Annotated in this window: 15 protein-coding genes, 1 tRNA gene and 1 riboswitch; of the genes, 6 read left to right on the forward strand and 10 right to left on the reverse strand. The window is 47.2% G+C overall.

What is annotated here, in order from left to right:
• Window positions 1-15: 15 nt before the first annotated feature.
• Genes KCV26_15485 through KCV26_15495 form a run of 3 tightly spaced genes read right to left on the reverse strand, consistent with a single transcriptional unit; the run spans window position 16 to window position 1802 of the window.
• On the reverse strand, window positions 16-417 hold the full coding sequence (locus tag KCV26_15485) for a hypothetical protein (GenBank protein ID WZX36672.1): 402 nt from the start codon (window positions 415-417) through the stop codon (window positions 16-18).
• A gap of 51 nt (window positions 418-468) precedes the next feature.
• Window positions 469-924: a S24/S26 family peptidase gene (locus KCV26_15490; GenBank protein ID WZX36673.1), complete on the reverse strand. Its 456-nt coding sequence runs from the start codon at window positions 922-924 to the stop codon at window positions 469-471.
• 5 nt (window positions 925-929) lie between these two features.
• Complete coding sequence (locus KCV26_15495) at window positions 930-1802, reverse strand: hypothetical protein (GenBank protein ID WZX36674.1); 873 nt, start codon at window positions 1800-1802, stop codon at window positions 930-932.
• 53 nt (window positions 1803-1855) lie between these two features.
• A riboswitch (cobalamin riboswitch) is annotated at window positions 1856-2121 on the forward strand.
• Window positions 2122-2227: 106 nt separating this feature from the next.
• Between KCV26_15495 and KCV26_15500 the strand changes: the two genes are divergently transcribed.
• Both KCV26_15500 and KCV26_15505 read left to right on the forward strand, forming a co-directional pair.
• Window positions 2228-4249: a TonB-dependent receptor gene (locus tag KCV26_15500; protein ID WZX36675.1), complete on the forward strand. Its 2022-nt coding sequence runs from the start codon at window positions 2228-2230 to the stop codon at window positions 4247-4249.
• A gap of 12 nt (window positions 4250-4261) precedes the next feature.
• Window positions 4262-5338 (forward strand): YncE family protein, encoded by a 1077-nt coding sequence (locus KCV26_15505; GenBank protein ID WZX36676.1) that lies wholly within the window; start codon window positions 4262-4264, stop codon window positions 5336-5338.
• Between the two features lie 3 nt (window positions 5339-5341).
• On the opposite strand, the gene KCV26_15510 is transcribed toward KCV26_15505, so the two are convergent.
• Window positions 5342-5743 (reverse strand): hypothetical protein, encoded by a 402-nt coding sequence (locus KCV26_15510; GenBank protein WZX36677.1) that lies wholly within the window; start codon window positions 5741-5743, stop codon window positions 5342-5344.
• Window positions 5744-5942: 199 nt separating this feature from the next.
• Between KCV26_15510 and KCV26_15515 the strand changes: the two genes are divergently transcribed.
• A complete protein-coding gene (locus KCV26_15515) occupies window positions 5943-6767 on the forward strand; it encodes a peptidoglycan DD-metalloendopeptidase family protein (GenBank protein ID WZX36678.1) in 825 nt (274 codons plus the stop codon).
• Between the two features lie 7 nt (window positions 6768-6774).
• Window positions 6775-7176, forward strand: coding sequence for a polymer-forming cytoskeletal protein (locus tag KCV26_15520; GenBank protein WZX36679.1), 402 nt, complete (start codon window positions 6775-6777; stop codon window positions 7174-7176).
• A 9-nt stretch (window positions 7177-7185) separates the two neighbouring features.
• Here KCV26_15520 and lepA read toward each other — a convergent pair whose 3' ends face one another.
• The 4 genes from lepA to purB all read right to left on the reverse strand — a co-directional run bounded on the left by lepA (window position 7186) and on the right by purB (window position 13054).
• Window positions 7186-8973: a translation elongation factor 4 gene (lepA, locus tag KCV26_15525; protein WZX36680.1), complete on the reverse strand. Its 1788-nt coding sequence runs from the start codon at window positions 8971-8973 to the stop codon at window positions 7186-7188.
• A gap of 14 nt (window positions 8974-8987) precedes the next feature.
• Complete coding sequence (asnS, locus tag KCV26_15530) at window positions 8988-10385, reverse strand: asparagine--tRNA ligase (GenBank protein ID WZX36681.1); 1398 nt, start codon at window positions 10383-10385, stop codon at window positions 8988-8990.
• A gap of 111 nt (window positions 10386-10496) precedes the next feature.
• A complete protein-coding gene (locus tag KCV26_15535) occupies window positions 10497-11603 on the reverse strand; it encodes an rRNA pseudouridine synthase (protein WZX36682.1) in 1107 nt (368 codons plus the stop codon).
• Between the two features lie 107 nt (window positions 11604-11710).
• Window positions 11711-13054, reverse strand: coding sequence for an adenylosuccinate lyase (gene purB / locus KCV26_15540; protein ID WZX36683.1), 1344 nt, complete (start codon window positions 13052-13054; stop codon window positions 11711-11713).
• Window positions 13055-13330: 276 nt separating this feature from the next.
• On the opposite strand from purB, the gene KCV26_15545 reads away from it, so the two are divergent.
• Together KCV26_15545 and KCV26_15550 are read left to right on the forward strand one after the other, a co-directional pair.
• Window positions 13331-13405: transfer RNA gene (locus tag KCV26_15545), tRNA-Val, on the forward strand.
• Between the two features lie 172 nt (window positions 13406-13577).
• Window positions 13578-14816: a restriction endonuclease subunit S gene (locus KCV26_15550; GenBank protein WZX36684.1), complete on the forward strand. Its 1239-nt coding sequence runs from the start codon at window positions 13578-13580 to the stop codon at window positions 14814-14816.
• A gap of 28 nt (window positions 14817-14844) precedes the next feature.
• Here the strand turns inward: KCV26_15550 and KCV26_15555 are convergent, their stop codons facing one another.
• Window positions 14845-15648 (reverse strand): tyrosine-type recombinase/integrase, encoded by an 804-nt coding sequence (locus tag KCV26_15555; GenBank protein ID WZX36685.1) that lies wholly within the window; start codon window positions 15646-15648, stop codon window positions 14845-14847.
• Window positions 15649-15700: 52 nt separating this feature from the next.
• A complete protein-coding gene (locus KCV26_15560) occupies window positions 15701-16132 on the reverse strand; it encodes a restriction endonuclease subunit S (GenBank protein WZX38415.1) in 432 nt (143 codons plus the stop codon).
• Window positions 16133-16153: the final 21 nt, after the last annotated feature.

The raw sequence follows: 16153 nt of genomic DNA on the forward strand, positions 1-16153 counted from the left end.
GCATACGCCCTTCAATCAGTATATCACTCCCGAAGGGCCGTTGGGCAATATCGGTATCCGCAGCACATGCTCCACGTACTGGAAATAGTAGAACAGTTTGTGGTTCAGTTCAAACCCATAATCCACACCCGGCTCATACCCTATGATAGACTCAAAGAACGATCTTCTCCGAGGCTGGGTCGCCAGGTAGTTCCATTCCGACACATATTGACGGTTCCAGTTCTCGTAGTACTGTTGAGAACGGTACCTGGCCGGAGAATTCTGCAGCATGTACCACGTTTCAAACCCCGAATCAAATACAATCAGTTCGTATTCGACAGAATCTTCCTGCGGCGGTTCAATTTTCACCATCCCTTTTGGTCCGGAACAGGCGGCAAGGGATGCTACAATCGCGAATAAACACAAAGCTTTTTTCATACGATAAAACCATTAAGCCCAACGTTATAGTCAACCACTTCACTCCAGACCTCATCCGCTCCCGTTGATCTTCCTGTAGATACGCAGAAAAAATCTTCGCAACAACGGGCTGGAAAACCAACACTTTTTTGCCAGGTTCCATTTGAGGCTTCCTTTCCCTATTTTTCTTCCCTTTTTATAAACAGCCGTTACTTCCGCAACAACGTGTTTCTTGTCGCATTGCTCACGGACAAACGGATTGCCGTCTCCCCTGAGCGTGACCAACTCCTTTTCAACTTTCTCGATCCGGTGAACAACGTAGCTGTTCGCTTTCGTTCTGGCCAACACGATATTCCCTTTCGTTATCGATTGTCCGTTTAATTTCGACAGTTCGATCTGATCCGACGGCGGACGGATAAAAGGCAGCATACTGATTCCCTTTACCGGAATTTTTACCGCCCGGTGCGCATCGATCTCCTCCAATATATGCGAAAAGAAAATCTCGTTCGGGACAATCAGGGATTCCATTATTTTCAAGACAACAATGACCGGGTTAATGATACTGCTTCATAGTCCGGCCGGCAATCGAGCCGATAAACCGGTACACGTTGCAAAACAGCGGCAACAACATCCAGCACCCTGTTTTTATTTTCAACATCAGACCGGAGCACCGCTGCCGAAGTATACAACGAAGAGAGTGCTTCAATGCTTTTAAGTTTGGTCAGACGATTTTCGGAGCTTTGGTGCAGGTGTACAAAGGCGGCCACTTCTGCCGATGCGTTCCTGAAGCAGGCCGTGCTTCCGCTCCAGGGTGCCCCGTAGACCCTTACCGGCTCATCTTCAAAGACGCGTATCAGGGGTTCATCATCATTCAGCAGCGTACAGTCGGGTACAAACTCGCGCCATAGCCGGCTATGGGTGCTTTTTCCCGTTCCGCTCTTACCTAAAAAAACCAGCGCCTTGCCGTTCAGTTCCGTCACGGAGGCATGAATCTTGATGGTCCGGTTCGCAAGGATGGAGGTCACGCCAAAGGCCAGCCTCAGGAAACTATTGAGAAAGACGGCTTCGTTTTTATCGGTAAACGAGAGATCGCAAACCACCTCCTTCCAGTCTGCCGGAGCAAAGAACCGGTGTTCCTTCTCCCCCTGTCTCATGGAGACAACCATCCCTTCCGGTGAGTGGTACACCCGGTAATCCACGCCGTTCCACTCCATCGTATCGTCCGGCGGAAATTCGGGCAGATGAACCTCCCGGTGGCCTCTTAAACTGAACAAAAAATCATCGCCGGAACTATTTTCCACCCGGAAAGGGGTGTAATTCGGCATAATTCCGGTAGTACGTGCCCTGTCGGGGGTTTCTATGCAGAATAGATGTCCGGCCACACTGTATTTAAGTTTCTCATTCATAACTCAACACAAAGATATATTTTTTTATTTTCTTTCCACTTTTTTTTACCTATCTTTGTCCTCGAAATGTTGGTGTTACGCGTTCCAGATTTGGCTTCGGAACCGTAATGAAAAGGGAATCAGGTGAAAATCCTGAACAGACCCGCTGCTGTAAGCTTCGTTTCACGTGCTGAACAGATCACCTTTTGCCACTAAAACCCGCTCCTGCTTCCCCTCAAGGGAGGCACTAGCTTCGGAAAGAAGCTCGAAAACCGGTTTTGGGAAGGCGTTCAGGACACGGAAGTAAGTCAGAAGACCTGCCATCGTTTCGCACCTGTTAATGGCTTTCGGGGGATAAAGCTTGAAAACGACTCGCGAACAGAATCTTTTTTATTTACGCGCTTCATTTTCAGAATGCTTTACCGGAATTAAAAATTCGGTATAAGATGAATGTTTTAAAAAGAAATGCAGTAATCGTTGCCGCACTTTATGCGGTAACTACTCCGTTGCTGGCACAGACCAGCCTCGACAGCTTGCAGCGCCTGCCCGAAGTGGTGGTGACGGAGAGGTATGGCGACCGGGAAATCCGCTCGTCGGCTCCGATGCGTATTTTATTGCGAAAATCGATTCGGAACCTCAATGCGTTGCAGCTGTCCGACGTGGTTAAACACTTTCCCGGCGTTACCGTGAAGGACTTCGGGGGTATCGGCGGGCTCAAGGCCGTATCGGTACGCAGCCTCGGTGCCAGCCACACGGCGGTGAACTACAACGGCTTTACCATAAACGACATACAAACGGGACAAATAGATATCGGCCGGTTTGCCCTGGACAACGTCGATATGATCTCCCTGAACTCGGGACAAAGCGATAACATCTTTCAACCGGCCCGGCTGTTCGCGTCAGCCTCGGTACTGAACATCCAGAGCGCCGCACCACAGGTAGGCCCGGGAAAAAAGGTCAACGGGCGGGCTTCGCTCAAAGCCGGATCGTTCGGCATGTTCAACCCGGCAGTCTCCACCAACCTGAAACTTAACGAAAAGCTATCGGCATCGTTGAGCGGCGAATGGCTGTCGGCAAACGGTGAGTATCCGTACATCTTGCATTACGGTGAGGCCGGAAGAGACAGCTCATCGGTAGAGAAACGCGAAAATACCGATGTGAAGAACCTCCGGCTAGAGGGTGCCCTGTTCGCCAACTTTTCCGATAAAAGCAGCGGAAACCTGCGCACCTACTACTACCAGTCGGAACGCGGACTGCCCGGAGCCACCATCCTCTACAACACGTCCGGCTTTTCCAAACAACGGCTCCGGGACAACACCTTCTTCACGCAGGCACACTACCTCAACAACCTCTCCGGGCGGTGGGCCTTACAGGCAAATGCCAAGTATAACCACGGCTATGTGTATTACCTCGATCCGGAATTTTTAAATGCGGAAGGGAAACTGGAAAACAGGTACCGGCAAAACGAATTTTACGGATCGGTTTCTGCCCTGTTCAGGGCGTTGGAGAACCTCTCGTTCTCGGCATCAACGGATGTCGTGATGAACAACATGTCGGCCAATCTACCGGATTTTGCCTACCCCACCCGCTACACCTCACTCTCGAGCCTTGCCGCGAAGTACGTCTCCGACCGGCTCCTGGCCACGGCCAGCCTGCTTTACACACAGACATCGGAGCACGTACGGTCGGGTACGGCTGCAGACAACCGGCACAGGCTCTCCCCATACTCCAGCCTAACGTTCCAGCCTTTCGAAGCGATCGATTTCCGCCTGAGGGCGTTCTACAAAAATATTTTCCGGCTACCCACCTTCAACGACCTGTATTATTCGCGCGTGGGGAAACGGGACCTGAAACCCGAAGATACGCATCAGTTCAACATAGGGTTCACTTATTCCACGTCCGCGGCCGAACGGCTCCCGCTGCTGACAATGACCACAGATGCCTATTTCAACAAGATCAACAACAAGATTGTCGCCTACCCCAACCGGAACATCTTCGAGTGGAGCATGATGAACTTTGGCTCGGTGGAGATCTGCGGCGTGGACATTGCGCTGGAAAGTGCTTTTGCGCTTTCCTCCAAGGTAAAGCTGCTTGCCGGAAGTTCGTTCACCTTTCAGGATTCCCGAAACAAGTCCAACCCCGGCAGCCCAGCCTATAACCATCAATTGCCCTATACGCCCCGCTTCTCGGGTTCGGGCCGGGCTGTTGTGGAAACGCCCTGGCTAAACGCGGCTTACACGTTGCTGTGGTCGGGAACACGGTACACCTCGGCACAGAACATGCCGGAGAACAGGTTGAGCGGGTATGCCGATCACGGCATTTCGCTGTCGAAGAGTGTTGAGATAAAACACAACAGGATCGGCCTGTCGGTCGAGGCCCTCAACCTGGGAAACAAGAACTACGAGATCGTCCGCAACTTTCCGATGCCCGGACGGTCATTCAGGGGAACCATTTCCATAAACTTTTAAATATTTAAATAAATGAAGAAGTATTTTGTATTTATTCTGCTGCTCACAACTGCGTTTTTTACGGCCTGCACGCCCGAGACCGTTATCGATGAAACTGAACTTCCGGCAAAGGAAGCCAAGCGTATTCTGATCCTTTCCGAAGGATTTTACGGAGACAACAGCGCGTCGCTTGCGCATTACGACTTTGATAAACAGGTATTGACCAAGGATTATTTCACGTCTGTCAACCAAAGGGGTTTGGGCGACACAGCCAACGACGCCATCCGGTACGGAGCCAAAATCTACGTTGTGGTCAACTCGTCCAGCACCGTTGAGGTGATTGCCGCTAACACGGGGAAATCACTGAAACAGATCCCGATGAAAACCGCTACTAACCAGGCAAAGCAACCCCGGTATGCCGCGGCTTACGGAGGAAAAGTGTACGTCACTTCACACGATGACACCGTCACCCGCATCGACACCACAACACTGAGCATAGACGGTTCGGTGCAGGTGGGAGCAGATCCCGAAGGCATCTGTATCGCCAACAACAACATTTACGTGGCAAACTCGGGAGGGATGAATTTCCCCAACTACGACAAAACCGTTAGCGTAATCGACCTGAAGAGCTTTACGGAAACGAAAAAGATTGAGGTCGGTTTAAATCCCAAAAGGGTCTATGCCGATAAGGAAGGCGACGTTTATGTGTACTCGGTAGGCAACTATACAACGGTGCCGGCAACGTTTCAAAAGATCACCCCAAAAGGCGAGGTAGCCGCTTTTGATGAAGTGAAGAACATAATGGATTTCACCCTGTCCGGCGACAGGGCATTTATCTATTACAAGGATTACGCCACCTCTGAAACCGTGGTTTCTGTTTTTGACTGCCTGAACGACAAGCTACTCACCGGCAAGCTCATTGCCGACAAATCGATAGCTATTCCTTACTCCATTACCGTAGACCCCTTTAACGGCGATATTTACCTGACCGACGCCGTTGAATACGTGAAGATATTGGGAAATGTCTACTGCTACGACAAAACAGGAAAACGTAAGTTCACGCTCGAGAACCCGGGTTACCTGCCTAACAGGGTGCTGTTTCTGAACTAACGGTTACCGGCTCCGGACGTTTGTGTCATAATCCACAGCGTCCCGGCTGCCGTTACCGGAAAACGAATTTTTCCTCCGCAGCAGGAAGAATTCCCGGTTGTCTTTTTCGCTGCGCATGATCTCAAATAGTTCGAAACCGTTGCGGCTCATCAGGTTAAGCACAGCAAGCATCCCGTTGAACGACATCGGACGGCGGCGTTCATCAGTTATCTGCGGCGTTCTGCCGCCCTGCCCATAGTCTACCCGCACCGTGATCTTCGATGTCAGGATCGGGCCCGAATCCGACCAGATCATGACGTAGTCCGCGTCAATATCGCTTATGGCTACTTCATTCACGTACTGTGCTTCGACAAACGATACGCTGCCGATAAGAAAAAGTGTCAGTAGGAAAAGTTTTGATTTCATGTCCGTAATAATTAAAATGATCAGGGCCGGGAATCAATGGGTTAAGCCGGCCGTTCCAGAAACAAAAGTAAACAAAAAAACAATACGTTAAACCGGAACTGCTTTGAGGGGATCCCGCATTTTTTATCCTAAAAGTTAACATTCTTTTAAAAAAAAATTTATCTTTGCAATATCGTTGTGCTATTTCCGGAAAATCAACATGCGTAGTCACAAAACATCCATTCTGATTATCAATACCGAGGGAAAAAGAAACAAAACCCTTCTTGTTCCAACCAGGATACTTCTGCACTGGAAAAAATACGCAGCCGTAGCGGTGCTTGTGGTGCTTTGCCTCATTGCCGTCCTGGGGGTGACGGTGTTTCACAAAACAAGCAAGATTTACCAACATGAGATCGCCAAGGCAGACAAGATCAAGAGCCTCGTTGACGTCCCCAAAGCGCAACAGACCTTCCAGTCGATCGATGAAAGTATTTTCCGTATAAACGAACTGCTGAAATCGAGGGGGCTGGTCCAGATGGAGGTTGAGAACCTGGGCGGCCCGGAAAACGTAGAAGTGGTAAAAATAAACGAGCTGGCGGACTTTTACAGGGAGCAGCTCGATAACCTGGAGAAGACACTGAAGAATGTTCCCATCGGGAACCCCACCCCATCCGACAAGATCATTTCATCCTACGGTTACAGGAGGAACCCGTTCACCGGCCGCGGTGCAGAGTATCATTCCGGGATCGACATCAAGGGCGAAAGGGGTACTCCGGTTAAAACAACGGCAAACGGCAAGGTAGAAGTTGCGGGATGGTACGGAGGATACGGAAAATGCGTGATTGTAAAACACGAAAACAAGCTGAAAACGCTGTACGGCCATTTATCGGAGATAACCGTCCGCGAAGGCGATGAGATAGAGAGCGGACAGGTTATCGGCAGACTCGGGAGCACGGGGCGAAGCTCAGGCCCCCACCTGCATTACGAGATCATAAAAGACGACGAGAAAGTGAACCCGGGCGACTACATTAATTTTCACGAATGAATATCCGATGAGAAACAGTAAAAGCAAAAGCAAAAGCGATCATTCCATTGAGTCACAACCGATAGACACGGTGATTGGCACGGATATCCTGTTCAAGGGAGACATACGGGGGGAAAGCATCATCCGCGTCGATGGAACCGTGGAGGGCAACCTCTCCCTGTCGAAAGGCATTGTTGTTGGGGAAAAAGCCAAGGTGACCGGGAACCTGAAAAGCGACCGCATCATCATCTACGGAAGCATTTCCGGCGACATCGAATGCAAAGAGTTGAACATCAAAAGCTCGGGAACCGTGAACGGCAACATCCAGGCAGACAATGTTGAAATAGAAATGGGAGGAAAGTACAACGGAAATCTATCCATGCAACCCTCTCCCCCCCCTTCATCGGCAAAAGACAAAGAAAACCGCTGAAGCCAGCGGTCAGTCGAGCTTCAGTACCGCTAAAAACGCTTTTTGCGGAACTTCCACGTTACCTACCTGCTTCATGCGCTTCTTCCCTTCCTTTTGTTTTTCGAGCAGCTTGCGCTTACGGGAGATGTCCCCACCGTAGCACTTGGCCGTTACATCTTTCCGGACTGCCTTTACAGTCTCCCTGGCAATAATCTTGGCCCCGATCGCCGCCTGTATGGCGATATCGAACTGCTGTCGGGGGATCAGTTCTTTCAGCTTCTCACACATCCTGCGTCCGAAAGATTGTGCGTTGTCGGCATGGGTGAGTGTGGAAAGTGCATCCACCGGCTCTCCGTTGAGCAGGATATCGAGCTTCACCAGTTTCGAAGGCCGGAAATCGTGGATGTGGTAATCGAACGATGCATACCCTTTGGAGATGCTCTTCAGCTTATCGTAAAAATCGATAACGATCTCTCCCAGCGGCAAGTCGAAAATAATCTCCACCCGGTCTCCCGAAATGTACTCCTGCTTGATGAGGATACCCCGCTTGCCCAGGCACAGGGTCATGATCGGGCCGATGTATGTCGTGCTTGTAATGATGGACGAACGGATATAAGGCTCGTCGATATGGTCGATCAGTGTGGGATCGGGCAATCCGGCGGGGTTGTGCACCTCCTTCATGTTGCCTTTCTTGTCGTACACCTTGTACGAAACGTTGGGAACGGTGGTGATCACGTCCATATCGAACTCGCGCTCCAGCCGCTCCTGAATGATTTCCATGTGCAGCAATCCGAGAAAACCGCAGCGGAAACCGAATCCCAGGGCCACCGACGATTCGGGTTGGAAAGTGAGCGAAGCATCATTCAGCTGCAACTTTTCCAGCGATGCCCGCAAGTTTTCAAACTCCTCGCTTTCGATGGGGTAAACACCGGCAAAAACCATTGGCTTCACCTCTTCGAAGCCGGCGATGGCTTTGTCGCAGGGGTTCTTCACGTGCGTGATGGTGTCCCCCACCTTTACCTCTTTCGACGTTTTAATTCCCGAGATGATATACCCCACGTTGCCGCATTCAACCCGCTGGCGGGGGTCCATGCCAAGGCGAAGGATACCCACCTCGTCGGCATCGTACTCTTTCCCGGTATTTACGAACTTCACCAGGTCACCTTTGGCAATGCTGCCGTTCATGATTTTGAAGTACGCAATGATTCCCCGGAACGGATTAAAAACCGAATCGAAGATCAAAGCCTGTAGTGGAGCATCGGGGTCGCCTGTTGGCGCGGGAACACGTTCGATAACGGCCGCCAGAATCTCTTCAATGCCGACTCCCGTTTTTCCGCTTGCGCGAAGGATATCGGTACGCGGGCAGCCGAGCAACTCCACGATCTGATCTTCCACCTCATCGGGCATTGCACTCTCCAGGTCAATCTTATTGATGATGGGAATAATCTCCAGATCATGCTCAATGGCCATGTAGACGTTGGAGATGGTTTGCGCCTGGATTCCCTGGGCAGCGTCCACAATGAGCAAAGCGCCTTCGCAGGCGGCGATGGATCGGGACACCTCGTACGAAAAGTCCACGTGTCCCGGAGTATCAATCAGGTTCAATGTATATTTTTCACCACCATACTCGTAAATCATCTGAACGGCGGTACTCTTTATCGTGATGCCGCGCTCGCGTTCCAAATCCATGCTGTCGAGCACCTGCGCCTGCAGGTCCTTGCTATCGATGGTTTTGGTAAACTCGAGCAACCGGTCGGCCAGGGTACTTTTCCCGTGATCGATATGAGCGATGATACAAAAATTACGTATATTCTTCATTTAAAAACCTATTCTTAAAAATCTGCGTTATTGGGTGTTCTCGGGAACGGGATCACGTCGCGGATGTTTGTCATGCCGGTAACGAAAAGCATCAGCCTTTCAAAGCCGAGGCCAAAGCCGGCGTGCGGTGCCGTGCCGAATTTACGGATCTCCAGGTACCACCAGATCGGGTCGATGTGCATGTCTATTTCTTTTACACGCTGCATGAGCTTGTCGTAGTTCTCTTCACGTTCAGACCCGCCGATGATCTCACCTATTTTCGGGAAAAGGACATCCATGGCCCGGACAGTTTTACCGTCATCGTTCTGTTTCATGTAGAACGATTTTATCTCCTTGGGATAATCGGTAAGGATCACCGGGCACTTGAAATGTTTTTCCACCAGGTAACGTTCGTGCTCCGACTGCAGGTCGGCTCCCCAGTACACGGGAAACTCAAAGGAGTGGCCCGATTCTTCGAGGATCTTCACACCCTCGGTGTAGGTAAGGCGTACAAAATCGTTGTTCACCACAAAGTTCAGGCGGTCTATCAGCTCATTGTCATACATCTTTGCCAGAAACTCGATATCTTCCATGCAGTTATCCAGCGCGTACCGGATAAGGTATTTCAGGAAATCCTCCGCCAGGTTCATGTTATCGGTATTGTCGTTGAACGCCACTTCGGGTTCAATCATCCAGAACTCGGCCAGGTGGCGCGGCGTATTGGAGTTTTCGGCACGGAAAGTGGGCCCAAACGTATAAATGGCACCGAGCGCCATCGCACCGAGCTCGCCTTCGAGCTGTCCGGAAACCGTCAGGTTCGTTTGCCTGCCGAAGAAATCCTGCGAATAATCAATTTTTCTTTCCTCCGTCCTGGGCACATTGTTCATATCCAGTGTGGTCACCTCGAACATGGAGCCGGCACCCTCGGCATCGGAAGCCGTAATGACGGGCGTGTGGAAATAGTAGAATCCCCGGTCGTTGAAGAACTTGTGAATGGCATACGACATGTGGTGACGCATACGGAAAATAGCTCCAAACGTGTTTGTCCTCGGGCGCAGGTAAGCGATCTCCCGCAGGAACTCCAGTGAATGGCCCTTCTTCTGCAGCGGATACGTTGCCGGATCTGCCGTTCCGTAGATTTCGATCCCGGTTGCCTGGATCTCCACAGACTGTCCCTGTCCCTGCGATTCCACCAGCTTGCCGTTCACATTCAGGCAGGCCCCGGTGGTGATGGGTTTAAGATACTCTTCACCAAACTGGGCTATATCTATGACTACCTGTATATTATTTATGGTCGTCCCATCATTTAACGCTACAAAGCTCACATTTTTATTTCCGCGGCGGGTACGCACCCATCCCTTTACGTTTACTTCTGTTCCGGTTTGCGCCGATTTTAACGCATCGGCAATCGTTGTTCTTTTCAGTTGTTTCATATTACTCCTAATCCCTTGTATCCTCGTCAGATTCAAGGGAATATAATTTAAATATTCGTTTTACAGATATCTCCCCGCCATCCGGCGAGCTGGCCTGCAGGAGGCCGGGAGCTAATCAAATGCACCCATCCTCAGCATGTTCACCTCTTTTTCCGACAAGTAACGCCATTTTCCGCGCGACAGGTTTTTCTTTGTCAGTCCGGCAAAGTACACCCGATCGAGCTTCAGCACCCGGTAACCCAGCTTTTCAAAAATACGGCGTACAACGCGGTTTTTTCCCGAGTGGATCTCGATGCCTATCTGGCTCAGGTCCTCTTCGGTAACGTAGCTGATGGCGTCAGCATGGATTTCACCGTCCTCCAGTTCAATACCGTCGGCGATAGCTTGCATATGCTCCATAGCCACTGGTTTATCCAACCATACCTGGTAGATTTTCCGTTTCTCGTACTTGGGGTGGGTCAGCTTTGATGCCAGGTCGCCGTCGTTTGTCAGCAGCAGTACTCCGGTGGTAGCCCTGTCGAGGCGGCCAACAGGATAAATCCGCTCTTTGCAGGCAGCTTTCACCAGGTCCATGACCGTTTTCCGGTTCTCGGGATCATCGGTAGTGGTGACAAAACCCTTGGGTTTGTTCAGCAGCACGTAAACCTTGCTTTCCAGCGATACTACCTGGTCGTTGAACATCACCTCGTCGGCACGGGTGATCTTTGTGCCCAGCTCGGTAACCACCTCGCCGTTCACCTTCACAACTCCGGCCTGGATAAACTCATCGGCCTCACGGCGCGAGCAAACTCCGGCATTGGCCAGGTATTTGTTGAGACGGATCGGTGCCGTTGGATCGGCATTTTCCTTGTATTTGATCTGCTTGAAGATTTTCTTCTTCTTCACCAGCTTTTTCGGTCCCTGGTTTACAGGTTGTGCGTTACGGGGCCTTCCCGGCGCGTTGCCGTAAGCGTTATAATTTCTTTCACCTCCTCCGCCATGGGCACCCGAAGAGACTCTCTCCCCCACTCTCGGACGGCGTTTTTTGCTACCTTCAGGGCTATTGGGGTTGCTTTCATAGTTTCTGTTGTAATTTTCTTCATACGATGGGCGATAGTTGCCATCTTCCCGCTGTGGTCTTCTTTCTACGTTGTAATTTCTGTTTGAAGAAGAGTGTCTCTCATTGTTCGCGTTGCCATAACTCCGGCTGGGTCGCGAATCGTTGTTGTTCGTTGCCATTTTTCTTTTTTAAATTTTAATTTTCAATAACCTCACGGTTTCCTTTTAAACAATACCTAAAACTTTTTCGTTTCCATGTTCCTTGCAGAAAAAAGTCTTTCTGTCAATCAAATACCTGTATAGTTTTTTGGCGAAATCGCCTTGAGTTCTTTTTTTATTTCTTCGTTTACCTCCAACGTATCGATGAAGTCCGAAATGCTTTCTTTCGTTATGTGCCGGTTTGTGCGCGTCAACGCTTTCAGTGCCTCATAAGGTTTTGGATAGCCTTCCCGGCGCAGGATGGTTTGAATCCCTTCTGCCACCACTGCCCAATTGTTTTCCAGATCCCGCTCTATCGCCTCCTCATTTAACAACAATTTATGCAGCCCTTTTGTTGTGCTTTTTATCGCAATTAATCCGTGCGCCAGTGGCATTCCGATGTTGCGGATCACCGTTGAGTCGGTCAGGTCCCGCTGCAGCCTCGAAATCGGGAGTTTAGCCGCCAGGTGTTCCAGCCATGCATTGGCAATCCCCAGGTTCCCTTCGGCATTTTCAAAATCGATGGGATTTACCTTATGCGGCATGGCCGATGAGCCCACTTCCCCTTCCCGGATACGTTGTTTAAAATATTCCATCGATATATACTGCCACACATCGCGTGTGAAATCGATAAGGATGGTGTTAATCCGCTTCAGGGCGTCGCAGGAGGCCGCCAGCGCATCGTAATTGGATATCTGTGTGGTATACTCCTCGCGTACCAGTCCCAGCTTGTTCGACAGGAAACTGTTTGCAAACTCTTTCCAGTCGATGTGCGGATAAGCCACCCGATGAGCGTTGAAGTTCCCTGTCGCGCCGCCGAACTTCGCTTTCGCCGGGATCCGTTTCAGCACTTCGGTCTGGTTCCTCAGCCGATATTCAAAAACTTGTATTTCCTTTCCCAGCCGTGTAGGCGATGCCGGTTGCCCGTGTGTGCGTGCCAGCATGGGCACCTCTTTCCACTCTTCGGCAAACTTGCCGATCAGTGCGGTCAGCTCCTCCAGTTGCGGGATGTACGTGTTCTGTAGCGCCTCTTTCCACATCATCGGCGTAGCCGTATTGTTGATGTCCTGCGAGGTGAGCCCGAAATGGATGAACTCCTTGAATGCATCAAGGTGCAGCTCGTCGAATTTCTCTTTCAAGAAATATTCCACTGCCTTAACGTCGTGGTTGGTAATCTTCTCTATCTCCTTGATCCGTTGCGCGTCCTGTTCCGAAAAGTCTTCCGCCATTTTCCTCAGCACACCGAAAACGGGCTTTTCCACTTTATCAAGCGGGGAGATGCCCAGTTCACAAAGTGCAATAAAATATTCCACCTCCACTTGCGTGCGGTATTTTATCAGTGCATATTCCGAGAAATAAAGAGCCAATTCGCGGGTTTTATCCCTGTATCGTCCGTCAATAGGAGATATGGCGGAAAGTTCGTCGAGTTTCATTGTTAACGCATTGGTTTTATAGATTTCGAAACAGGCGAAAAATCACTTCCTACCCTGCTTCACTCATCATAATTTTGATTTTCAGTACGTGCCGAATCAGTAAATTTTTATCTTTCTTTTTATTGAGAGTACAAAAGTAGTGATAAATACAGTGCCGTAAAAATTTTTGTAAAAATATTTACGAATTATTTTGCAGCAAACGAAAAACGACTTATCTTTGCATCACTTTTTCAGAAAGCAACCTCCGGGAGCGGACAAAAAGCAGAAGAAGTAACCGGGCGTTTAGCTCAGCTGGTTCAGAGCATCTGCCTTACAAGCAGAGGGTCGGCGGTTCGAATCCGTCAACGCCCACACCTAATGATCAAGCACTTATCGATATTTCGGTAAGTGCTTTTTTATTTCTCGCACATAACTCGCACACAGTCTATCTATATCACACCCTAATTAATTCTTTTAGCATTTTTCGCCAATAGTAGATTACTACAGCTTATTTACATCCTCTAAGTCACATTATCAGAACGAAGTGCCGTTTGAAGTGCCGGAGGGGTGGGCGTGGACTTCATTCGGTTATATTTCACAACACAATACAGGAAAAACATTAGATAAGGAGAAAAATACTGGGCAACTATACGAATATATTACAACGTCAAATCTTTATTGGAATAGTTTTGATTTTTCAGAATTAAGAAAAATGTCATTTGAAGTGCATGAATTGGATAGATTTACTGCAATAAAAGGAGATCTACTGATTTGTGAAGGTGGAGATGCTGGTAGGTCTGCTATTTGGAAGTCTGATAAACCAATATGCTTTCAAAACCATATTCATAGAGTAAGACCATTAGGAAATATTGAAGCAAAATATCTCTATTATTTTATTCTACTAATTTATTTAAATGGAGAAATAAAACAATATCTTAAAGGCGTTGGTATCCAAAGTTTATCGGGTAATTCACTTGCGTCAATAATTATTCCATTACCTCCTTTAAATGAACAAAAACGAATAGTCGCTGAAATCAATAGACTATTTGAACTAATAAAGCAGATAGAAGAAAGCAAATTATCCTTAGCACAATTCATAAAACAAACCAAACAAAAAGTTCTTGACCTTGCCATTCGAGGCAAACTCGTTCAGCAAAACCCTAATGATGAGCCTGTCACTGCACTTTTAGAGCAAATAAAAGGCAAGGGCAAAACTTCCGATAAATTCCATTATCCGTTTGAGGTGCCGGAAAATTGGGAGTGGTGCAAATTAGGAGAAGTAAATAATATTGCGCGTGGAGGATCTCCAAGACCTATTAAGCATTTTCTAACAAAGAACCCAGATGGTGTAAATTGGATAAAAATTGGCGATACTGAAAAAGGTGGAAAATATATCTATTCAACAAAAGAGAAAATAATAAAAGAGGGTATAAAATATTCTCGTTTTGTTAATGTTGATGATTTTCTTTTAACAAACTCAATGAGTTTTGGACGGCCATATATTTTAAAAACAGACGGCTGTATCCATGATGGATGGCTTGTCATCAGCATTGAAAAAAAAATATTGAATACTGATTATATGTACTATTTATTAAGTTCACATTTCATGTTTAGTCAGTTTTATAATTCTGCAGTAGGTTCAACCGTAAAAAATTTAAAAACAGAGTCAGTATGTTTGTTGTTTTTTCCGCTTCCTCCTCTCGCAGAACAAAAACGAATTGTTTTCAAAGTTGAAGAAATTTTTGCCCAGTTAGATATGATAGAAGAAGCATTAAAAGCGTAGATTGAAAACTCTACGCTTTTTTAACAGTTTACCAAGTTACAACCTTGTCAACAATAGTTTGCTGTTCGCTTGCTGTTCTTCGCAGATAGATTCGGGTGGTTTCAATGCTTTCGTGTCCCATTAAATCGGCTAATAATGCTATATCGTTAAACTTTTCGAGAAAGTTTTTAGCAAAACGATGTCGGAAAGAGTGTGGATAAATAACTTTCTTATTGAGACCATATTTTTCTGCAAAAAATTTGAGTTGTTGAGCAATTCCCCTTGCAGAAATTCTATCGCCAAATCTATTGCGAAAAATATAACCTGATGAGATTTCTTTTTGTTTAAGCCATTTTCTAGCCTCCTCTCTAAGTTTTTTTGGGATGTAAAGTCGCCTAATTTTGCCACCTTTTGTGTACATATCCAAATAGCCTATTTCAATATGTTCAGCTTTGATTTGAAGCAGTTCGCTAATCCGAGCGCCTGTTGCACCGAGAAACCAAACAACAAAATACCAATCCGTGTATCCGTCATTCTTCAATTTTGTTTTCAGAAATTTATAGTCAGCATCGCTAATTACATTTTCGAGAAAATTTTTCTGCTGAACCTTGATGAATTTAAGTTTCAATTTCTCCTTATTCGTAAATTCAAGGTACTTGTTTAATGCTTGTAATCGCAAATTGACAGTTTGTGGCTTAAAATGCTCTACTAAAAAACCTTTATAAGCTAAAAGATTTTCTTTATCAACCCGCTCATACTGAGCCATAAAATGATTGACTGTCCATACATAAGACCTAACTGTACTTTCAGCTAGGTCACTTTTTTCAAGAAATTTTTGAAATTTTGTTACCATATTCTTTATATTTTAAAGTTTACAGTAACAGAAACGGTTTTCAAGTGTTCGTTTACAAACTTTCTTGTATTTTATCTAAAAGATTAAATATGTCTTCAATTTTTGTGACTATTCTTTGTTGTTCGGCGAGAGGAGGAAAAGGAAAAATATATTGATTTGCTTTTTCAATTGTTATTGTATCAACAGTAGTCCCTTTTGAATTTTTATACATTTGAGATTGTAAAAAATCTGTGGCAAGAATTACCTCAATAAAACTAGAATTTACTGAATGTGAATTACTCAAACATAAAACGCTCGCGTCTTTATAGTAAAATTTATCAGTTTTTTTTACAATATATGTCTTTCCAATACTTCCTACAGCAGATATTAGAATATCATTCTCTTTCGGAACGCCATATTTGTCTTTTAAGTCTAAATAATTGTAATTAGCAAATTTACAATGTACAAAAAATGGCAATGTTGAGTGTACAACTTTTGGCAATATCCAATGTACAGGTTTAACATT

The organism is Petrimonas sulfuriphila, assembly GCA_038561985.1.
GTDB classification, from domain to species: Bacteria; Bacteroidota; Bacteroidia; order Bacteroidales; family Dysgonomonadaceae; genus Petrimonas; species Petrimonas sulfuriphila.